This window comes from Bradyrhizobium sp. SZCCHNR3119 (assembly GCF_032487775.1).
Taxonomy (GTDB): Bacteria; Pseudomonadota; Alphaproteobacteria; order Rhizobiales; family Xanthobacteraceae; genus Bradyrhizobium.
On the sequence record NZ_JAUEUV010000001.1, the window covers coordinates 3,166,475 to 3,187,001 of the forward strand.

At 64.6% G+C, this 20,527-nt stretch carries 23 protein-coding genes and 1 tRNA gene; 4 read left to right on the plus strand and 20 right to left on the minus strand.

The genetic code is table 11. From position 1 onward, the window contains the following. Window positions 1-83: 83 nt before the first annotated feature. The 8 genes from QX034_RS14730 to rpmH all read right to left on the minus strand — a co-directional run bounded on the left by QX034_RS14730 (window position 84) and on the right by rpmH (window position 6,688). Window positions 84-776: a pyrimidine 5'-nucleotidase gene (locus tag QX034_RS14730; protein WP_315763907.1), complete on the minus strand. Its 693-nt coding sequence runs from the start codon at window positions 774-776 to the stop codon at window positions 84-86. 201 nt (window positions 777-977) lie between these two features. Beyond that, entirely contained in the window at window positions 978-2,042 is a 1,065-nt protein-coding gene (locus QX034_RS14735; protein WP_315742314.1) for a DUF1036 domain-containing protein, read from the minus strand. Between the two features lie 80 nt (window positions 2,043-2,122). Then, window positions 2,123-3,019 (minus strand): acetylglutamate kinase, encoded by an 897-nt coding sequence (argB, locus tag QX034_RS14740; protein ID WP_315701886.1) that lies wholly within the window; start codon window positions 3,017-3,019, stop codon window positions 2,123-2,125. Window positions 3,020-3,089: 70 nt separating this feature from the next. Next, on the minus strand, window positions 3,090-3,461 hold the full coding sequence (locus tag QX034_RS14745; protein ID WP_315701885.1) for a DUF423 domain-containing protein: 372 nt from the start codon (window positions 3,459-3,461) through the stop codon (window positions 3,090-3,092). Then, window positions 3,458-4,117: a ribosome biogenesis GTP-binding protein YihA/YsxC gene (gene yihA / locus QX034_RS14750; RefSeq protein ID WP_315701884.1), complete on the minus strand. Its 660-nt coding sequence runs from the start codon at window positions 4,115-4,117 to the stop codon at window positions 3,458-3,460. Before yihA ends, QX034_RS14745 begins: the two co-directional genes overlap by 4 nt. A gap of 129 nt (window positions 4,118-4,246) precedes the next feature. Continuing rightward, entirely contained in the window at window positions 4,247-6,115 is a 1,869-nt protein-coding gene (yidC, locus tag QX034_RS14755) for a membrane protein insertase YidC (protein WP_315701883.1), read from the minus strand. A 23-nt stretch (window positions 6,116-6,138) separates the two neighbouring features. Then, a complete protein-coding gene (gene rnpA / locus QX034_RS14760; RefSeq protein ID WP_315701882.1) occupies window positions 6,139-6,522 on the minus strand; it encodes a ribonuclease P protein component in 384 nt (127 codons plus the stop codon). Between the two features lie 31 nt (window positions 6,523-6,553). Further along, entirely contained in the window at window positions 6,554-6,688 is a 135-nt protein-coding gene (rpmH, locus tag QX034_RS14765) for a 50S ribosomal protein L34 (RefSeq protein WP_006609582.1), read from the minus strand. Window positions 6,689-7,088: 400 nt separating this feature from the next. Here rpmH and QX034_RS14770 point away from each other — a divergent pair, with 400 nt between their 5' ends. Continuing rightward, entirely contained in the window at window positions 7,089-8,564 is a 1,476-nt protein-coding gene (locus tag QX034_RS14770) for a HAMP domain-containing sensor histidine kinase (protein ID WP_315701881.1), read from the plus strand. 345 nt (window positions 8,565-8,909) lie between these two features. Further along, window positions 8,910-8,986: transfer RNA gene (locus QX034_RS14775), tRNA-Arg, on the plus strand. A 220-nt stretch (window positions 8,987-9,206) separates the two neighbouring features. Here QX034_RS14775 and QX034_RS14780 read toward each other — a convergent pair. After that, window positions 9,207-10,139 carry a LysR family transcriptional regulator gene (locus QX034_RS14780; protein WP_315701846.1) on the minus strand — a complete coding sequence of 311 codons (933 nt, stop codon included), beginning with the start codon at window positions 10,137-10,139 and terminating at the stop codon, window positions 9,207-9,209. A gap of 108 nt (window positions 10,140-10,247) precedes the next feature. Here QX034_RS14780 and QX034_RS14785 point away from each other — a divergent pair, with 108 nt between their 5' ends. After that, window positions 10,248-10,661, plus strand: coding sequence for a hypothetical protein (locus QX034_RS14785; protein ID WP_315730840.1), 414 nt, complete (start codon window positions 10,248-10,250; stop codon window positions 10,659-10,661). 677 nt (window positions 10,662-11,338) lie between these two features. On the opposite strand, the gene QX034_RS14790 is transcribed toward QX034_RS14785, so the two are convergent. Then, entirely contained in the window at window positions 11,339-12,241 is a 903-nt protein-coding gene (locus tag QX034_RS14790) for a DUF3891 family protein (protein ID WP_315701844.1), read from the minus strand. Between the two features lie 5 nt (window positions 12,242-12,246). After that, window positions 12,247-12,717 (minus strand): oxalurate catabolism protein HpxZ, encoded by a 471-nt coding sequence (gene hpxZ, locus QX034_RS14795; protein ID WP_315701843.1) that lies wholly within the window; start codon window positions 12,715-12,717, stop codon window positions 12,247-12,249. 418 nt (window positions 12,718-13,135) lie between these two features. Here hpxZ and QX034_RS14800 point away from each other — a divergent pair, with 418 nt between their 5' ends. After that, window positions 13,136-14,029 (plus strand): LysR family transcriptional regulator, encoded by an 894-nt coding sequence (locus tag QX034_RS14800; protein ID WP_315701842.1) that lies wholly within the window; start codon window positions 13,136-13,138, stop codon window positions 14,027-14,029. 187 nt (window positions 14,030-14,216) lie between these two features. Here QX034_RS14800 and QX034_RS14805 read toward each other — a convergent pair whose 3' ends face one another. From QX034_RS14805 to QX034_RS14845, 9 genes are all read right to left on the minus strand, one after another. Beyond that, window positions 14,217-16,388: a CDC48 family AAA ATPase gene (locus QX034_RS14805; protein ID WP_315701841.1), complete on the minus strand. Its 2,172-nt coding sequence runs from the start codon at window positions 16,386-16,388 to the stop codon at window positions 14,217-14,219. A gap of 24 nt (window positions 16,389-16,412) precedes the next feature. Beyond that, on the minus strand, window positions 16,413-16,970 hold the full coding sequence (locus QX034_RS14810; protein WP_315701840.1) for a hypothetical protein: 558 nt from the start codon (window positions 16,968-16,970) through the stop codon (window positions 16,413-16,415). Window positions 16,971-17,010: 40 nt separating this feature from the next. Further along, complete coding sequence (locus QX034_RS14815; protein WP_315701839.1) at window positions 17,011-17,526, minus strand: Hsp20/alpha crystallin family protein; 516 nt, start codon at window positions 17,524-17,526, stop codon at window positions 17,011-17,013. Next, a complete protein-coding gene (locus QX034_RS14820) occupies window positions 17,523-17,855 on the minus strand; it encodes a gas vesicle protein (protein WP_315701838.1) in 333 nt (110 codons plus the stop codon). The genes QX034_RS14815 and QX034_RS14820 overlap by 4 nt, the downstream gene beginning before the upstream one ends. A 12-nt stretch (window positions 17,856-17,867) precedes the next feature. Then, on the minus strand, window positions 17,868-18,476 hold the full coding sequence (gene gvpJ / locus QX034_RS14825; protein ID WP_315701837.1) for a gas vesicle protein GvpJ: 609 nt from the start codon (window positions 18,474-18,476) through the stop codon (window positions 17,868-17,870). Then, entirely contained in the window at window positions 18,463-18,735 is a 273-nt protein-coding gene (locus QX034_RS14830; RefSeq protein WP_315701836.1) for a gas vesicle protein GvpG, read from the minus strand. The genes gvpJ and QX034_RS14830 overlap by 14 nt, the downstream gene beginning before the upstream one ends. A gap of 192 nt (window positions 18,736-18,927) precedes the next feature. Further along, complete coding sequence (locus QX034_RS14835; RefSeq protein WP_315742326.1) at window positions 18,928-19,656, minus strand: GvpL/GvpF family gas vesicle protein; 729 nt, start codon at window positions 19,654-19,656, stop codon at window positions 18,928-18,930. 48 nt (window positions 19,657-19,704) lie between these two features. Then, on the minus strand, window positions 19,705-20,064 hold the full coding sequence (locus QX034_RS14840) for a hypothetical protein (RefSeq protein WP_316195517.1): 360 nt from the start codon (window positions 20,062-20,064) through the stop codon (window positions 19,705-19,707). Window positions 20,065-20,205: 141 nt separating this feature from the next. Then, complete coding sequence (locus tag QX034_RS14845; RefSeq protein WP_315767600.1) at window positions 20,206-20,526, minus strand: hypothetical protein; 321 nt, start codon at window positions 20,524-20,526, stop codon at window positions 20,206-20,208. Window position 20,527: the final 1 nt, after the last annotated feature.

A 20,527-nucleotide genomic window follows, 5' to 3' on the forward strand; every position in this document is an offset into this window, starting at 1 on the left:
TCGAGAATTCCCGATGCGCAATTACGCATCTGGGGTCTGGTCCTTCGGACCATCCGGGAATGGCGAACTCACGACGAGCGGCGTTACCGCGCCAGCCCTCGCAAGAACCCGGTCAGATCGTCGGTGACATAGTCGACATGAGGATCGTCCCGACCTTCGAGCTCCCAGTCCTCGCGCACCACCTCCTTGGTGCCGTCGGGCACCACCAGCACCGTGGTCATGCCGAGGGCGTGCGGCACCTCCAAATTGCGCGCGAGGTCCTCGAACATCGCAGCCCGCGTCGGGTCGACTTCGTGGAGCTTGAGGAAGCGGTCATAGGTCTGGCGCGCCGGCTTCGGCGTCAGCTCGGCCGCGATGATGTCGAACACGCCGTGGAAGTGTGAGGCGATGCCGAGCCGATCGAGCACCGCATCGACATGATCGACCGAGCCGTTGGTCAGGATCAGCTTGCGCCCGGGCAGGCGTTCGATTGCGGCCCCCATCGCGGGATTCGGTTCAAGCGGCGAATGGTCGATCTTGTGCACATAGGCCAGGAAGTCGTCGGCATGCACGCCGTGCTCGGTCATCATGCCGCGCATCGTGGTCCCGTAGCGGCGGTAGTAGTCCTTCTGGATGCGACGTGCTTCCTCGGCCGAGACGTTCAGCCAATTGGCGACGAACTCGCCGATGCGCGCGTCGACCTGCTGCCACAGATTGACGTGGTGCGGATACAGGGTGTTGTCGAGATCGAACACCCAGGTCTCGACGTGGTCGAAGGTGCGGGAGGATTTCGTCATATCTCTTTCAGCCTGTGATCCGCGGAAGGCTGCCGCAAATTCCACCGTCATCCCCGCGAAAGCGGCGATCCATACCGCGGAATTTATCTGTAACGCACCGCCGATCGTTGTCGTTCTTCGTACCAACGCCGCCGGTGGTTATGGGTCCCCGCTTCCGAGGGGACGACAGCATCGTGTGTGGCGGCACTGCACGCACGCTCATCACGGCAGCGCAAACCGTAACGTCTTGCCGCTGCGGGCGACGTCGACCGCGGTGAAGCCGGTCGCCGCAAAGCCGCGGCTCGGGCAGTCGCCCTGTTCCGAGGTCTCGAACTTGCTCTCGCGGGTGCAGAGTTGCGTCAGCCCGCCCCAGCGCAGCGGCTTGTCCTTGACCTTGATGCTGCGGTTGTCGGCATCGACGGCTTCGGCATAGCTGTACACCTTCTTCGGCTGGCCCGTGATGTCCGGATGCAGGCATTTGCCGGGATCGATGCGATACCAGCCGCGGCTGATCACGGTCCTGCCGTCGTCGGTCGCCACCGCCGCCATCACCTTGTGCGGCGTGTCGTTGCACCAGGTCAGCCCCGTCGGCGAGGGCGCCTGCACCGCATCGACCATGGTGGAAAAGAAATTCGGCTGCGAGACCACATCGGAAGCGAGGCCGCGGCTTTTCAGGAAGGCAGCAAGGGCGGCCTGTGTCTTGGGTCCGTCGACGCCGTCGATCGGCGAAGCGTCGTAGCCGGCAATGCCGAGCAGCCGCTGGATGGCCGCGAGGCGCGCCTGTTCGTCGTCATATTCGGCACTCTCGGCGAGATAGGCGACCAGGTTGCCGTCCTCGGTCTTGGTCGGCGTGATCTGGGTGAAGGGTGCCGGGGTCTGTCCGCTCCGGCACTGCCGTGCGGCGGCGATCACGAAATTGTCCTGCGCCACGCACAGCGTGTCGTTGCCGTTCTCCGCGATCGGCGAGGCGCCGTAGAGGCTGAGCGCGCGCGCATGCAACAGGATGCGGTCGGCGCTGAGTTCGCCCTGCAACACGACGCGGCAGGCCGCGGGATCGATCCGAAACCAGCCGCGCGTCGCGGTGGCCGATTTCTCGTCGACGCCGATCGCGGCCTCGACGACATAGCTCATGCGGTTGCAGAGTTTCAGGTCGGCGGCCGCGGGGCTGGTGGAGACGACAAGGGCGAGAAGAGTAGCGGATAGAGCGAGCGCGCTGCGAGTCCATAGGGACGTAGCGCGCCCGAGTATCTCCACATCGTCATGCCCGGGCTTGACCCGGGCATCCACGTCTTTGTTCCCACGACCGGAGCGAGACGTGGATGGCCGGAACAAGTCCGGCCATGACGGAGAGAGATGGCGGGGTGTTCTCACTTGTGGATCAGCGTGCCGGTGCCCTGGTTGGTGAAGAGTTCGAGCAGCACCGCGTGCGGGACCTTGCCATCCAGGATCACGACGCCCTGCACGCCCTGTTCGAGCGCGTAGATGCAGGTCTCGACCTTCGGAATCATGCCGCCGGAAATGGTGCCGTCGGCGATCAGTTTGCGCGCGTCGGCGACCGAGAGTTCGGGGATCAGCTTCTTCGACTTGTCGAGCACGCCCGGCACGTCGGTCAGAAGCAACAGCCGCTTGGCTTTCAGGGCGCCGGCCACGGCCCCGGCAAAGGTATCGGCATTGACGTTGAAGGTCTGGCCCTCCTTGGAGGTCGCCAGCGGCGCCAGCACCGGGATCAGTTCATAGCCGATCAACTGGTTGAGCAGCGTCAGATCGACTTTTTCCGGCTCGCCCACGAAGCCGAGATCGACCACCTTTTCGATGTGCGAATCCGGATCGACCATGGTGCGCGTCGCCTTGACCGCGCGCACCATGTTGCCGTCCTTGCCGCACAGGCCGACGGCCTTGCCACCGGCTTCGTTGATGTAGCCGACCAGCTGCTTGTTGATCGAGCCAGCCAGCACCATCTCGACGATCTCGATGGTGGCGGCATCGGTGATGCGAAGACCGGCGGCGAATTCCGAGACGATGCCGAGGCGCTTGAGCATGGTCGCGATCTGCGGACCGCCGCCATGAACCACCACCGGATTGATCGCGGTCTGCTCGAGCAGCACGATGTCGCGGGCGAAGGCCTTCGCCGTCTCGTCGTCGCCCATGGCATGGCCGCCATATTTGATGACGATGGTTTCTTCGTCATATTCTTGCATATGCGGCAGCGCTTCGGACAGGATGCGGGCCTGATCGAGCGGGCTGATATGGGTCGCGTCGGTCATGAGAGACAATCTCGCTGGCGGGGAAGTCGCCGCCTTCTAGCCGATTGCCGCATGCTGCGCAAAGCGGCCTTTACCCGCGGCGGGGCCACAATGCCGCGATGCCGAGCACCAGCCAGCTCGCGATCAATAGCGTGCCGCCGGTCGGCGCGGCGAACGGAAACAGGCGGTCGCCGGTGAACTGCCGCATGACGAGATCGCCGGAGAACAGCGCGGCCGCAACAACGAAGCCGCCAGCTGCGATCAGGCCGATGCGGGGGTGGATCACGCGCCGATCGGACAGTGCGCAAGCGCCGAGCACGGCGCAGGCGTGGAACAGCAGCATGGCGGAGGCCGGCAACAGCCGGCTGGCATCGGTCGCATGTGCGGCCATCGCTGCGAGCGCGACGCCCGAGGCGCCCATCAATCCGGCGAGCGCGATCAGGATGCGAACGGCCCGGATCATGCGCCGCGCTCGTTCAACAGGCGCGCGATCGCGGCGCGCAATTCCGCCATGCCGATGCCGGCGCGCGAGGAGGTCGCGAGCACCTGCGGGAAGGCGGCCGGATGTTTGGCCAGCGTGGTCTCGGTCTCGGCGATACGGGCGGCGAGCTCGGCGGGCTTGACCTGGTCGGCCTTGGTCAGGACGAGCTGATAGCTCACCGCCGACTTGTCCAGCGTCGTCAGCACCTCCTGGTCGACATCCTTCAGCCCGTGCCGAGAGTCGATCAGGACATAGACGCGGGCGAGGCTGGTGCGCCCGAGCAGGAACTGGTGGATCAGCGTGGTCCAGGATGCGACCTTGGTCTTCGGCGCGGAGGCATAGCCGTAACCGGGCATGTCGACCAAACGCAGCGGCGTGTTTTCCGGCCCCTCGAAGAAGATCAGCTCCTGGGTGCGGCCCGGCGTATGCGAGGTCCGTGCCAGCGTGGTCTGGCCGGCCAGCGCGTTGATCAGGCTGGACTTGCCGACATTGGAGCGGCCGGCAAAAGCAATCTCAAGCGGGCCCATCGGCGGCAGCGCCTCGATCGAGGGCGAGGCCCAGACGAAGCGCCACTGACCCGCGAACAGCTTTCGCCCCCGTTCGATCAGCTCGGCCTCGTCGGTGGTGCTGGTAGTCATTTGAGAGCAGTCTCACTCTGCGTCATTGCGAGGCGCGAAGCGACGAAGCAATCCAGAACCTTCGTTTCGATGCAGGATTGCTTGGCTTCGCTCGCGATGACGTTGGCCTTGTATCGCGCCGGCCGGGTGTCACGCCGCCCTTTTTTTGAAGAACACGCCCCGGATGTTGTCGAACAATTCCACCTTCACGCCATTGCGGCGCATGATGACGCTCTGCTGCAGCACCGACAAGGTGTTGTTCCAGGCCCAGTAGATGACGAGCCCGGCCGGGAAGCCCGCAAGCATGAAGGTGAAGATCAGCGGCATCCAGTTGAAGATGATGGCCTGCGTCGGATCCGGCGGCGTCGGATTCAGCTTCATCTGGAACCACATCGTGATGCCCATGATGATCGGCCAGATGCCGAGCGCGAGATAATGGCCGAACATCGGCAGCTGCGTCGGGTCGTAGTGCAACAGCCCGAACAGCGTGAACAGGTTGGTCGGGTCGGGCGCCGAGAGGTCGTGGATCCAGCCGTAGAACGGCGCGTGCCGCATCTCGATGGTGACGAACAGGACCTTGTAGAGCGAGAAGAACACCGGGATCTGCAGCAGCACCGGCAGACAGCCTGCGACCGGGTTGATCTTCTCCTTCTTGTAGATCTCCATCATTTCCTGCTGCTGCTTCATCCGGTCGTCCGGATAGCGCTCCTTGAGCGCAGCGAGCTGCGGCTGGATCGACTTCATCTTCGCCATGGAGGCATAGGACTTGTTGGCGAGCGGGAAGAAGATGAGCTTCACCAGCACGGTCACCAGCAGGATCGAGATGCCGAAATTGCCGAAGAACCGGTAGAAGAAGTCCAGCGCCAGGAACATCGGCTTGGTCAGGAAGTAAAACCAGCCCCAGTCGATCAGCAGATCGAAATGGTTGAGTCCGAGTGCCTGATTGTAGCCGCCGAGACCACCGATCGGGAAGTTGATGCCGACGACGCCCGCTTCCTTGGCGCCTGCGAACAGGCGGCTGGAGACGGTGGTGGTCGCTCCGGCCGCGACCGTCTGCGCATCCTCCAGATAATCGGTCTGGTAGCGGCGGACGTTGTCGACCAGATTCGACGAATAGCGCGCCTGCAGCTGGGCATTGGTCTCGGGCAGCAGCGCCGCAGCCCAATATTTATCGGTGATGCCGAGCCAGGCGTCGGTGGCCTTGAAGTTCAGGGCCTTCTCGTCGTCGATCTTCTTGTAGCTGTATTCCTGCAGGCCATGGTCGCCGAGATAGCCGATCAGGCCTTCGTGCAGGATGTAATAGCCGGAGACCTGCGGCGTGCCGTGGCGCGAGATCAGGCCGAACGGATAGAGCGTCACCGGTGCAGTGCCGCCGTTGGTGACCTCATCCTTGATCGTGAACAGATAATGCTCGTCGACCGAAATGGTGCGATGGAAGGTCAGCCCCTCGCCATTGTCGTAAGTCAGCGTGACCGGCGTCGACGGCGTCAGCGTGCCCGAGCCCTGCTGCTGCCAGACCGTGTTCTGGTTGGGAACGCGCACGTTCGAGCCGGCGCCGCCGACCCAGCCGAATTCGGCATAGTAGGGATGGGCGGTGCTCGACGGCGAGAACAGGACGATCGCGGGCGACTTCGGATCGACCGTTTCCCGATATTGCACCAGTGCGAGGTCATCGATCCGCGCGCCCTTCAGCGAGATGCTGCCGGCGAGGCGCGGCGTATCGATCTTGACACGGGGGGTAGCTTCGATCGCGGTCTCGCGCGGCATCACGCCGGTTCCGGAGGGGGCGTTCGCCGAAGGCGCGCTGGGCGCGCCCGAGCTGCCCGGCTGCGGCGCCGAGCTCGAACCCGCCGGGGTGTTGGACGCCTCCGGCTGCGGTGCGGATTTCTTGGCGAGCTCCGCCTGCGCCTGCTGCGCGCGCTGCCGCTCCATCTGCGGCATGTTGTAGAAATATTGCCAGGCGATCAGGACCAGCCCGGACAGGACGACGGCGAGGATGGTGTTGCGATTGTCGGTCATCGTTCTTCTTGTCGTCCGGTCATTCAAACTGGTTGGCGGGGTTTGGCCTGGGACCGCTTTGGATGCGGCCCGGCCTGACGCTGCGGCCGATCGAGCCTCTGCAGCGCGGTCTTGAGATCGTCGAACATGGTCGAGAAGTCGCGCGTGAGCGCGTCGCGTCGGCCGACCAGCACATAGTCACTGTGTGGCCGCATCGACAGAGGATCGAGCCGTTGCACCAACGCGCGCAACCGCCTGCGGATGCGGTTGCGCTCCGTGGCGGTGCCGTTCTTCTTGGTGACCGTGAAACCGATCCGGATCGAGCCCTGGTCCTGGCGTTCCCGCCGCTGGACCACGAAGGCAGGGCTGCTCGCCCGCACGCCATCGGCAACGGCGAGGAAGTCCGCCCGCTGCCGCAGCCGATCCATGATGGAAATCTCCGGGAGAGACGTCCTGGCTTCAGGCGCTCAGACGCTTGCGGCCGCGCGCACGGCGGGCAGCGAGAACCTTGCGGCCGCCGGTGGTGGCGAGGCGCGCGCGGAAGCCGTGACGGCGCTTGCGCACCAGTTTGCTGGGTTGATAGGTCCGCTTCACGGGTCAATCTCCGCTGACGGGCAAGTTGCCAGAGGGCAATATGCCTGTTTAAATTGTCGAGGATGTCCGGTGACGCGGTCAGGCCCAAGAAAGGCCGCTGCCGGCCCAGAAATCGAGCCGCCCCCGGGCAAGCCGGGCCGTCGCGGACAGTTGGCGCGGCTTATACGGGAGCGACCTGTTTTCGTCAATCGCGCGGCAGGCAGTCTGCAGAAAGCCTCCGGAGGTCGCGCTTGGCGTTGGATAGAACGATTCTACCGGGTTCCGGGCGGGATGGCATCGATCCGCCCCGAACATAGGTAATCGAAACCGGAACATGAGCGATCCGTAATTTGACGGGGCTTGGGGCCGGGCTTCATGTTGCGGGGCGGTAAGGGTTGGGATGCCTCGTGAAGGGCGACACGTGTCAGAAACCGACGACCAACCGATTATAGAGCGCCTGCGGCCGAAGCGGTCGCGCCGGCTCGGGTTGTCCGGCAAGCTGCTCTTATTGACCATTCCGCTCGTCATGATCGCGGAAGTGCTGATCTATGTCCCCGCGATCGCCAATTTCTGGACCAACCGGCTCAACGATCGGCTGGCCGCAGCCAACACCGCAGCGCTGGTGCTCGATGCGGCGCCCTCAGGGATGGTGCCGGATTCGCTTGCCCGCCAGATCCTGACCTCGATCGGCGCGCGTGCAGTTGCCATCAAGATGGGCCAGCAACGGCGCCTGCTCGCCAGCGCTGATCTGCCGGCCTCGATCGACCACGATTTCGACATGCGCGACATGACGGCGTGGTCCTCGATCGTCAATTCGCTCAAGATGATGACCGAGACCGGGGATCACGTGATGCGCGTGGTCGGGCCGGCGCCGGGCCGCGCCCAGTTCATCGAGGTCGTCACCGACGAGAAGCCGCTGCGGCGGGCGATGTACCGCTTCTCCCGCAATCTGCTGGTCGTGTCGCTCCTCATTGCCGTGCTGACGGCAGCCCTGGTCTACCTCGCGCTCCATTATCTCTTTGTGCGGCCGATGCGACGATTGACCGCAAGCCTGGTCGGGTTCCATGAGAACCCCGAAAGCGCCGCGCGGATCATCGTGCCGAGCCAGCGCAGCGATGAGATCGGGGTGGCGGAGCGCGAGCTTGCCGACATGCAGCGCGATCTGGTCTCCATGCTGCATCAGAAGAGCCGGCTTGCCGCGCTGGGGCTGGCGGTCTCCAAGATCAATCACGACCTGCGTAACCTGTTGGCCTCGGCGCAGCTGCTATCCGACCAGCTCGCCAGCGTGCCCGATCCGCGCGTGCAGCGCTTTGCGCCGAAGCTGATGCGTTCGCTCGAGCGCGCGATCGATTTCTGCCAGTCGACGCTGTCTTACGGCAGGGTCCAGGAGCCGGCGCCGGATCGTCGCATGGTCTCGCTGGAGTCGGTCGTGGCGGAGGTCCGGGAGACCGCGGGCCTGTCGCCGGATGCGTCGATCACATGGGTCGCGGCGGTCGAGCGCGGCCTCGAGGTCGATGCCGATCCGGACCAGCTGTTCCGGGTTCTGCTCAATCTGGTGCGCAACGCTGCGCAGGCGCTGGAGAGCCGGCCGGGCAATTCCGGCATCCGCCAGATCCGGATCACCGGCCGCCGCGAGGGGGCGGTTGCGATCCTGGAGGTCTCCGACACCGGGCCCGGCGTCCCGGCCAAGGTGCGGGAGCACCTGTTCGAAGCGTTCCGCGGCGCCGGCCGGCCCGGCGGCAGCGGGCTCGGGCTTGCGATCGCGGCCGAACTGGTCCGCGCCCACGACGGCGAGATCCAGCTGGTCGAGGGGACGCTCGGGGCGACCTTCCGCATCACCATTCCCGACCGTCCGGTCGAGCTGCAGAGCATCCGCAAGGAGCGCGCCAGGGCGTGAGCGGGGGGCTGCGGCCGATGCCCGCGCCAATTGCTCCAAGATTTGGGGGGGGCCAGGCGTACCCCTCCCGGCGCGGGCGCCCGCCCGATCTCCCGCGTTCAGGCCTTTCAGGAGAAGGGAACGCAGCGTCCGTTTCGAGCGACCGTACGCGGTAGCCCTCTCTGCCCTTTTTTACGGGAGGTGATCAGCGCCTGCGCCTCATCTCGGCGCAAAAATTGGCGGCAAAATCTGCTCCTGCCACCTTGCCAAGCGTGCCTGGAGCCGTTAGTCAGTGGCCCTTCGCAGGGCCCTCCGCTCGCCGGACCGGCCTTTTGGGGCATTAGCCCGAGACCACACGCGAAAAACGCGCCCGTAGCTCAGCTGGATAGAGCATCAGACTACGAATCTGAGGGTCGGACGTTCGAATCGTTCCGGGCGCGCCAAATTTCCACCATCCAGAACAAAACTCCGAACAATCCGGGTCTGATGTCTATACTCCCGCATCAGCATGTCGATCCTGCCCGTTCGCGTGCGCTCGCGCCGCTCAACCCCCCGGTCGCGATCGGTCATCACCCTCACATATGAACCCCACGTCTACGGCGAGAATCGCCTGCCGATCGCGTCCGGCACGCCGGCCGCGGAACCCTGCTGACGGCTGACGCTTCATCCCGCCTTGTCGCTGAACGCGGCAGGAAGCGTGGCGAGGAACGACATGACGCGCTGCGTGCGTAGGGGCGGGCGGCGGTCGGTGGTGCGCAGCATCCACAGGGACTCCGCCGGCGCGCGCCAGGGCGCAAGCACTTCGACGAGCCGGCCGGTGCGCAGGCCCTCGCGGACAAGCCACGCCGGCCCCCAGCCGACGCCGAATCCATCCGCGATCAAGGCGAGCGAAGCGTGCGCGTCGTCGCAAATGTGCTTGGGCTTGGGCGCGACGCGAACAGGTCCTTTGCCGCGCGGGTCGGCGAAGCGCCAGCTCAGGATCTGGCCGCTCGCGGGATTGCGGAAGCCGACGTGTTCATGCGCGGAAAGCTCGTATGGAGTCGCCGGCGCGCCGCGCGCGTTCAGATAGGCGGGCGAGGCGCAAGCGATCCAGGAGAACGTGCAAAGCCGCCGTGCCTGATGGCCGGGCGCGCGGCCGAGGGGACCCGAGCGGATCGCGACGTCGACGCCTTCCGCAGCGAGATCGAGAATCTCGTTGCGGAATTTGACCTCGATCTCGATTTCCGGCCGTTCCCGCAGGAACGCCGGCAGTCGCGGCAGGATGCAGGCGCGCGCAAACGAGGCGGGAGCGGTCACGCACACCCGTCCGCCATCGCGCGCGACTTCGCCGAGCGCGGATTGGACGCGGGCGAGACTTTCGGCCAGCGCGCGTCCCACCACCATCAGCCGGTCGCCCTCTTCGGTCAGCGCGAGCGAATGGGTGGAGCGATGCAAAAGCCGCATCCCGCGCGCCTGTTCGAAGCGGGCAACCGCCTTGGACATCGCCGAGGTGGTCGTCCCCGCCCGCCGCGCGGCTTCAGCGAAGGAGCCCGCCTCGACGACGCGGACGAAGGCGAGGAGACGCGAGAGATCAGAAGGCAAGGCCGTTGTGGACATCTAGTCCACATAATCATGACGGCGCGGCCGCTACAAGAGTCGTTCCTTTGGGGCCAAATGGGGAGCATTGGCGCGCAATCTGCGCCGCCAGAAACCACGGGAAGTCCCATGAACCCCATCGAAATCACCCTGCAAGCCCTCGACGCCGCTGAGCGCGCGATTCCCCATGGCCAGCCGGTCTATATGCTCAACCTGCTTCGCTACCGTGCGTATGCGCTTTACGAGGACGGCTTCGACGCCGCGCCTTGCTCGGGCCGCGAAGCCCTCAATGAACGCTACAGGCCGGCATTCAGGCGCCTCGCGGCCGGCAAGCCGCTCGCGCGGATGTTTTCCGGGCCATTCCTGGCGAGCCTCGCCGGCCCGCTAGGCGAACGCTGGGACGAAGTGGCGATCAATGAATACGGCGATTTCGCCACCTTCCGCTCGATCGTCGACAGCGAGACTTACCGGCGCGAAGTCGCCCCGCATCGGCACGCGGCGCTCGAAGATTTCCGGCTGTTCGCGCTCGCCAAGACGATGTGAACGAGGCGGCGGCGGCTCCTGCTTTCGCCTTAGACTAATGAGCCAGCGAGTCGCATTACAGCCGCGCCTCGCTGGCGCAGTCCTGCGTTTGTGAGCTCGATCGTAAGTAATGGTGGCGACAGTTCAGTGCGGCGTCGTGGACGGCAATTTCGATAAGCTCGCGTCGGCGCCTGCACCACCTGGCCCCTGCACGCGGCGGACCGATTGGCTGCCGTTTTGCCCTTCGGCAGGCCGGGAACGTTCGCGCGTTACCATCGCTAAGGCAGGCGACGCTGGGCCTGCCATTACTGGTTATCGGACACCCATCCCAGCGAGGACCAATGGGTGCAGATCCCATGATTACAGGGGCGCGTTTTCCGTCTGGTTTGCTCCAATTCATGTAGTGATTTCAATAACATATAAGTTAGTAGTTTTGTTGTGACTGGCACGCCATTGTTTGTCTTAGCCATCATGGAGTTGCGCCATTGCCGCCGCGGTGGAGGTGCCAGTTCGCTCGGTCGAGCGCTAACCGCAGAACGGGGCGCGTCCCGGTTTCCGGATCACGGAATTGGAGATCAGCCCGGCTCGGAAAGTGTCGTGGCACTATCATAGCAACGCCCATGACATCTTCTCCAGGTGGATCACGCGCCATCCGCGCAGCGGAACAATGCCGTCTTTGCGCTTCCCGAAAACCTGGCTTACCGGACGATTTCAAATCGAACGGTCCGTCTTTCGATTCCGGGCCAGCGACGATTGAAGTCGCTGCGAGAGCCGAAGCCTGTCGAGACACGGATCGAAACCAGAACCGGAAGCGGGCTGATGTCGAACGGGTACGGATCGAATCGCAGCCCGCGCTCGCCGACCGGATGCACCTTGATCGTCACCCGCTCCGAGGCGCTCGACCGCGGCACGCGAAGAATATTCCAGGCATACTTCTGGAAGCCTTCGACCGGCTCGTCACTCATGCCCGGCATGAGGCTCGACGACAGATAGATCGCGATGGCATCGAGCACCTGAATGAGGCGTCCGTTATGGGCGACGTTGTCACTGTCGGCCCAGTGCGCCGTCTCGCTGCGTTCGCCGAGCCGGCCGAGCAGCCTCGCCTTGAGGCGCGACATCTCGCCGACGAACTCGGCGACGTCCGCGCGGTCGCGATCGGCCACGGGCGGCAGGTGCTTCCAGAACAGCGGGTGAATATCGTTCTCGTTCGGCGCATCGTCGAGGCGAGGCTTGTAGAGATTGAGGGCATGGTGGGCGATTAGCGCGCTCCCGAAAGGGTTGCTGCGCTCGAACCGCACCGCGCCGATGCGCCAGCGTCCGAACGCGTCCGGCAGATCCGTCATCACGTCGGTGAGGTCAACCGGCAGGTGCCCGACTGGGTCGAGCCGCGGTTCTGCCTCCCACTCCCACCATCCATTGTCATGGATGGCCACCGACCGGACCGCATTCAAGCGCAGCTTGGACTGGTCATCGTCTCCGAACGGGGCGCCCATCGCCATGAACTCGTGATTGCCCCAGTGCGCCGCCAGATATCCAGCCACTTCCATGTGGTCTGGATGCGTGACCATCCAGTACTCATCGCCCACCTGCGTCCTGAACATTTTGCCTATTCCTCCCTTGCCGTCCGATGCGGGCCGTCGGCCCGGCCGGAGCCGGTCGCTTCCCTGTTTTCCTGAGAGACCGCAGGCGGCTCTTCCAGGTAGGACACGTGCGCCGAGACGATCTTCCATCCGTCCTCAAGACGGACCCAAGTCTGTGTCTGTCGTCCGAGCGTCGGTCGTCCCGGCAGTCTGAACTCGACGTGGGCGACGCCGAGGTCCTGTCCGTAAGTGGTCACGAAGCGGCCGACGACCGTTCTTGGGCGTGGGCCGGACGGGCGGGCGGCGCGGAAGGCCGCGATCTCGCCCGCGCCGTGGAGATTTTCCTGCGGCCCGTAGCGAATGACATGTTCATTGGCCGCAAAAAGGTCGGCCAAGCGCGGAAGATCGTTCGACGTCAGGGCAATCTCGTAAGCGTCGACGGCGCGGCAAACGTCCTGAAACACTTCAGGAATGTCGACTGACGTCCGCGTTATCATTGCTTCGCCTCATCGAGGGGGACGGCGCACATGAGGGCGCTTCGCTGCCGGTTCATGCATGACGGTGTGCTCGTTTGATCAGAACCTCAGAGACCTTGCGCACCGCGAGCGAGACAATCTGGGCAAATTGACCCATCGGAATCGCATGGTTCGCCGACACGGAGGCGATGGCGCCGCCCTTGATCTCGCTCTTTGCACGTTCGCCCTGATCTCGTCGATCTTTCCAAAGCTATTCGATCCGATCCGGACCAAAAACCGGAGCTCAGCGAATTGTCTATTCGCTCGCAGCGAATAATGCTGCTATCACTCCCGTGAGACAGTGACCGAATGATTCATGTCCGAGCGCTGGGCAGGCCTGTAGGCCTATATGCGTGGCGAGATCGCTCGGCGATAGCGGCAAACTCTTCTGAGACGCTTCATGGATCGCCTCGACGCAATGCGATCTTTCCGCCGGGTGGTCGAACTCGGCAGCTTTGCCAAAGCCGCAGAGGACTTATGCCTTTCGCCGGCTGGCCTCAGCAAGCAGATCAAATTGTTGGAAGATCATCTTGGTGTCGTGCTGCTGCACAGGACCACGAGGACGATGAGCCTGTCCGAGACAGGTTCGAACTATTTCGCGGAGTGTTGCAGGATCCTCGACGAGGTTGATGAACTTGAGAGGAGCGTGTCCGACGATGCGGCGGAATTGATCGGCCGCCTGCGGGTGAACGCACCGCTCTCTTTCGGAATTACCGTTCTGTCGCCAATCCTGCCGAAGTTCGCCGCGGCTCATCCCAGGCTGGCGATGGATCTGACATTGGACGACAAGCTGCTCGATCCGATCAACGCCGGCTTCGATGTTTCCATACGCGTGCGGGTGGACTTGGCGGATTCATCGATGATCACGCGCAGGATCGCAGATGTGGACCAAATCATTTGCGCGGCTCCGGCCTATCTGCAGGTTCATGGAGAACCGGTCACGGTCGGAGACCTGCATGGACATGCCTGCCTATCCTATTCGCTGGCCGACCAGCCGGGCATCTGGAGGCTGAACGGCCCGAACGGGGTGGCGTCCGTCGCCATCGCGACGCGGCTGACCGCTAACAGCAGCATCATCCTGCGCGACATGCTTGTCGCCGGGCTCGGCATCGGTGCACTTCCGGAGTTCCTTGCGAATCCGCTCATCGAAAGCGGCGCTCTCGTCCGGTTGCTTGAGGATTATCGGTTTCCGGTGCGCCATGTATTCGCCCTTTACCCCACGGGCCGGCACCTGCAGCGCAAGGTCCGTGCTTTCATCGATTTTCTTGCCGAAGAATTGCAGGGCGATGCGTGAGCGATCGTTCGCAGATATGAATATTGCATCATAGCGCCACGGCGAAACGATAGTGCCTATTTTCATCGGACGTGGCGCGCCATTTGCTTGAGAAAACCACGACTATTCGTTCTCGATCTGGTTACCGGCGATGGCGACGCCGCAAAGTGGCGGCGCAGCGACAAGGTTTACGGACCGGTGAACCTCACTACAAGCTCGCCGCGCCGTCCGAGGCCTGCTGCGCCGCGACTGCATCGTCGAAATCTCGTTGCTCGATCCGGACCGCGGCAGCCTCGATCGGCTTTCCGCCGGAGGCAGGGATGATGCGCCGGATCGCGTTGAGAGCCGCACGGTCGCAGACGAACCGGATCTCGGCAGCCGACATGCCGTCGGTCAGCTCGGCCAGAACTGCAACATCGACGTCCTTGTTCACCGGCTTCTTGCGGAGGTGAACGGCGAGGATGGCCTTGCGTCCTGTCAGATCCGGCTTCGAGACTTCGAGATGGAAGTCGAGCCGGCCGGGGCGCAGCAGCGCATCGTCCATCATGTCGAGGCGGTTGGTCGCCGCGATGATCCAGACGTCTCTTAAGGACTCGATGCCATCGAGCTCGGTGAGCAACTGGCTGACGACCCTGTCTGTGACCGGCGAACGATCCTGGCCGCGTTTGGGGGCCAAGGCGTCGACCTCGTCCAGGAAGACGATGCAGGGCGCTGCGTGACGGGCCCGGGCAAAGAGCTCACGCACACCCTGCTCGGACTCGCCGACATATTTCGACAGCAACGCTGGCCCCTTGACCGAGATGAAATTGAGGTTCGACTGCGAGGCAAGCGCCTTCACGATCAGGGTCTTGCCGTTGCCGGGCGGCCCGTAGAGCAGGATGCCGCGCGGCGGCTGCAAGCCGATCTGCTCGAACAGTGCGGGTTGACTCAGCGGCCAGGCGATCGATTCGGTCAACGTGGTCTTGATCGCCTCGAGGCCTCCGACATCTTCCCACCGCACATTGGGGACTTCGACCGCGACCTCGCGCAGGCCGGACGGCGCCACTTCGCCCAGCCCGTCATGGAAGTCGGCCATTTGCACATTCATCGTCATCAGCGCTTCGTAAGGTATCGGCCCGGTGCCGAGCGACAGATCGGGCAGTTGCCGGCGCAGTGCCGCCATCGCGGCTTCCCGGCAAAGCGCGTTGAGATCGGCCCCGGTGAAGCCATGGGTCAATTCGGCGAGGTGGTCGAGATCGACATCGGCATCGAGCGGCATACCGCGTGCGTAGATCGCGAGGATCTCCCGGCGCGCATGTTCGTTCGGAATCCCGATGGCGATCTCACGGTCGAAGCGTCCCGGGCGTCGCAACGCCGGATCGAGGCTGTTCGGCCGATTGGTCGCGGCCATCACGATCACATCGCCGCGGCTCTTCAGTCCGTCCATCAGGGACAGCAGCTGGGCGACGACGCGCTTCTCGACCTCTCCCTCCACGCGTTCGCGCTTCGGAGCGAGCGAGTCGATCTCGTCGAAGAAGATGATGCAGGGCGCGCGGCGCTGCGCATCGTCGAAGATCTTGCGCAGGCGCGCCTCGCTCTCGCCGTAGAACTTCTGGATGATCTCGGGGCCGCTGACATAGATGAAGGCCGCCTCGGATTCGTGGGCCACGGCGCGGGCCAGCAACGTCTTGCCGCAGCCCGGCAGACCGTGGAGCAGAACGCCCTTGGGCGGCGTCATGCCGAGACGCTCGAAGATCTCCGGATGCGTCAACGGCAACTCGATCATCTCCCGGACCTTGGCAACCTCCTGCTCCAATCCGCCGAGATCGTCATAGGTCACGATGTCTTCGGACTCGGTGGCGCGCTGGCCGGCGGTCCCCTCGCGCGGCCGCTCGACGGCGAGGAGGGTGTCGGGATGGATCATCACCGGGCCATCGGGCTCGGTACGGACCACATGGAAATCGCGGTGATTGCCCCCGAACAGGGCAATCCGCACGCGGTCGCCCGCCTTGACGGCGATCCCGTCCAGACGGCGCGCCGTATGCTCGATCTCATCCTCGTGCAGCGCGCCGCTTCCGAGCGGAGCTACGACGACGCGGCGCGCAACCGAATGGCTGACCTTGCGCACCGTCGCCTTCTGCCCCAACGCGATGCCGGCATTGGTGCGTCCGACGCCGTCGATCTGAATGACATGTTCGCCCCGCTGCTCCTTGAAGGTCGGCATCGCCTTGGCGACCGTCTTGCTCCGCCCCTCGATTTCGAGCACGTCGCCGGGCCCCGCACCGATGCGGCGAAGCGCCTCCGGATCGATCCGGACGATGCCGCGGCCGACATCCTCCCGGCGAGCCTCGATGACCGTCAGCAGGAGCTGGCCTTCCGGTTCCGGCGCTTTGCTCGACATGGAACTTCCCCTGTATCGTTAGGCTCATCGTCGGGTCGTCGGCGAGATCACCTCGACCTTGATGCGCGGCGGCAGAAAGCTGGTCACCTTGTGAAGGGCGCCCATGAACAGGATTCCGGTCTCGTCCTCACCGAGAGTCTCATCGATCCGCTTGGCGATGAACCGATCGCGGGCAGCGAGAAGTGCGGCGGCTTTCGCGTCGGTGCGCTCGGCTGATTGCAACAGAGCGTATTCGTCGAGAAGCAGCGCAGGCGATTCGGTCCCCACGATCGTCGCGCCGGCCTTCATGAGGCTCTCCAGGATGCGATGGTTCGGACTCCCCTTGGCCGCAAGCTCCGAGACGATCCGCGCTTCCTGGCCGCAGACCGGAAGGCTGTCCTGGTAGAGTTTGACGTGCGGCAGATCGAGCTTGAGCGCGTTGAGCATCTCGGCGATGAGGCGCCAAATGGCCTCGAATTCCGCCGTCCGTTCCGTCCACTTGCGCTCGCCATAGCGCGCGATGAAGGCGGCCTGATACGCAGGCGCTACCGAGCCCATCTCGGCGACGCTGTGCACGACCGGAACGTAGATCAACCGTGCCATCTCACCATCCGTTCCGCCGCCCGCGCGATGCGCGGGGACGTCACTTCGACTTGGTCAGCCGGACCTCCAGGACGCCGTTGCGCAGACTGATCTGCGGCGTGCCGCCAGCCAGCTTCTCCTCGATGAGCATTTCCTTGCGGTAGAGCCGTTCGCCTGTCCGCGCCTCGAGCAGCAGGATGTCGCCGTCCAGGAGGCAACGGACATCCTTGCGTTCGACGCCCGGCAGCTCGAACAGGATGACGATTTCGTCGGCCTCGTGGAAAATATCCGTGACGGGTTCGAGGAGATCCAGAGAACTCGGCTTCGGCGCTCGACGTCGTGGAGCTTCCGCACGCTGGGGCTCCTCCTCGGGCTCGGAGCGTTCGCCTGCCGCCTCGCGAAGCGTGCGGGTGTTGAACGAATATTCCATCACGCGCCCGTCCTTCTCGTGACGGCCGCGCCGCGGCAGCTGATCGAACTCGGACAGCACGTTGAAGAGGTCCGAGAGACCGCGCGCGATCTTGGTCAGGCCGGCCACGCCCGTCGTGTCGTCGCCGCTCTGTCTATCCTTGGTCATTCTGCCGCACTCCTCTGTTCCGCCGGCACTGCACCGGCACCAAGCGCGCGTTCGATTCGCTCCAACCGTTCGTCCATGGCCGCAAGCGCGAGTCGTTCGCCGGTCGGAAGGCGATCCGCACCACCGTTGTGATTCCACCAATCGAGGCCGAGCTCTCGCGCCCGATCGACCGAGCAGATGACAAGACGGATCTGGATGGTCAGAAGTTCGACCTCGACGAGCTTGACGGTGATATCCCCCGCGATGACGACGCCCTTGTCCAGGATGCGTTCGAGCAGGTCTGCGATATTCGTGCTTTCGACCGAGTGGGTCATGGAGTGGGCGGACATCGTGGCCATCCTTTATGGCGCTCCTTCCTGGAGCGCTAAATCGAGCGAAAGATCCTGGTCTGAGAAGCCGAACTGCCGCTGCAGAAGCAGAATCTCTTCGGCCTGAGCGAACAGCGCCGTCCCCACATTCTCGACCTGCGTGTCGGTCAGGCGTCCGGATTCCATGCGCCGCAGTGCTTGCCGCTCGATCACCTCGTGCAGCAGCTTGACGAGGGTGAGCACGAGACGGACGAGGCCCTGCGCGGTCGATGATCTTCCCTCGGTGCCGCTCGTGTCCCGGAGGCGCGGTGTGCCGAGTCCCATCGCTGCGGCTGCTTCATTGCCGGTCTCGCCCGAGGGGACCGGCGGCGGCGCCGGCGCGGTGTCCGGAGGCGCGAGGCCAGGCGGCTGCGGCCGCCTGACCCCGCTCGCGGTCGGACGCCCCTCCGGCCAGATCGTGTCGATGGAGCCAAGAAGCAGACGGAGATCGAGGAACAGCAATTCGACGTCGGCGACCCCGATCGTCAGATTTCCCTGAGCCGAAACGCCGCAGTGGAGAATCCGGTCGAGCGCTTCCGCCAGATCGAGACGCTGACCGTTCGACCGCGTGGTGCCGGCACGATCCGGCTCAGGAGCGATCATCACCGTTCTCATCTCCTTCACCCTCGACCTGCGCCTGCGCATGCAGCCGATCGAGGCGATCCAGCAGCTTGACCTCTCGCGCGTCGAACTCGGCCTCGGTGATCCTGCCCTCTTCGAGCGCGCGATGAAGCGCGGTCAGGTCAGCCATCGCCGATCGTTCCTGCGCCTCGAGCTCCTTCTGAACTGCCTCGTTCACCTTCTCCAGTACGAACATCAGCCCGCGCGCCGGCGCCGCCAGGAGATCGTCGATGAGAAACATGATCCTGTCCTCCGTCTGCCGTCGTCGTCCGGTCTCGATCCAGCGCCGCGGGGCGTGCCGCGCTGGATCGCTTGACGCTCACGATCTTGCTGAGAACGTGAGCCACGAGGCGAAGCGGTGCGGCCAGCAGATCATCAACGATGAACATCGTCAGGAACTCCGGGCCACCGTCTCGCGAACGAACCTCTCCGCCTATCCGTCGAGCCGCACGAAATTGTGCGGCGGCCAAGGCCCGCCGACGCTGACGACGATGTCGTCGTCGATCTGCGCCGCCGAGGCCTGGACGGTCTCTTCGAACTTGTCGATCGCCGCGCGAGGCACCAGCGCCGCGAGATTGGCGATTTCCCTGTCGCCGCGAACCGGCAACGCGATCACCTCGGCGCAGGACGGGGCCAGCGCGGCCAGGACTCGGTTGGTTCGATCCTCGCGATATTGACCCAAGGCCTCATCGACCATCTGGCCGAGCCGCACCTTTGCGTCGTGCGAAGGCGGCCGGCCGCCGCGAAAAGTTCGATCGCGCGCGATCTGCAGGGCCGGCGTCTGCGCGACCAGCCAGGCGACGGGGTCATCGACCTGAAGGGTCAAGCGCAGCCCCATTTCGACGGCCCCCGAGATCCGCTGCAACTGGGTCGACAGGCTTTCGCAGTGTTGGTCCAGGAAGGAGCGAAGGGCGGCCTCCGACTTCGTGATGGTGCCGAACGCCATCGGCAGGACGTCGAAGCGCGCATTGAGAGCGGCGAGCACGCGCTGTGCTGCGCCGATATGCCGACGCTCGGGGCGGATTGTATCGCGCCCATAGTCGCTCACGACCGCGCTCAACGAATCCGTCCCGTATCGATAGACAGGCTGGTCGAGCACGCCGGGAAGCGGCGGCGGTTCGACCGCTCCGGTGCGGCCGATGGCATAGACAAACAGGCCCATGAGCTACTCCAGTCAGCTACTCGAGTTCACTTCGGCGTGCCGGGTCACTTAATCCGGCAGCTCTTCCCCGTGCTCGTACGATCTCACGGTGAGGTCGCTGTCGAGCTCGACCGTGTAATGTTCGCGTTCGAGAACCTCTTGGGTCAGCGGCAGACCGAGCATTTTGACTTCGAGGTTCAGTACCAGGATCTCGGCTTCCGCCGTCCATCCGGTGTCGGCATGATCGTGCGGAACGATCTTGGTGATACGAACCTCCCGCGCATCGAGCTCGTGAACCAGGAAGTCCCGGATCGCGGCTCTGGCCGCGCCGAGCCTGCTGGTGGGCCTCGCCATCTCCGGGCCGAGCGGCATCTGCACCGGCGCTTTCGGCTGCTGCGGCTCAGCCGCACCGTCGATCTTGGTTGCCATCGGCTCTATCCCTCCCGTCTGCATGGATGTCCGGCGCCTCCGTTGGCGCCGCTACGCTAATGAATTGGCCGGGCTCCGGCACCCTCCCGTCGGCGGGAAGACGAGACGGAGCCCTGCTTGCGGTCGTGCATCGCCGGCGCCTCAATAGGAAAGCCGGAATTTGCGCTCGGCCCGCCGCAACCCCGCTGGCGCGGGACGCGGACCTTGGACCGGCCGGGCGCGCGGCGCTGTCCCGCGCAGGTTGGCCAGGATGTCTGCGATCTCGCCGTCGATCTCGCGAAAGCGAGCGTCGATGACGTCGACCCTGCCGCGCGCAGTCCGCATCTCCTGCAGCTTGCGAGCGCGCTCCAGCTCGAGAAAGCTGATGCGCAGATAGGCCTTGTGAGCGGGGATGCCCGTATCCGATCGCCCCGTCAGGGTGCGGAGATCGGAGACGCCGCGAGGTCTTGCATGCACGGGCATG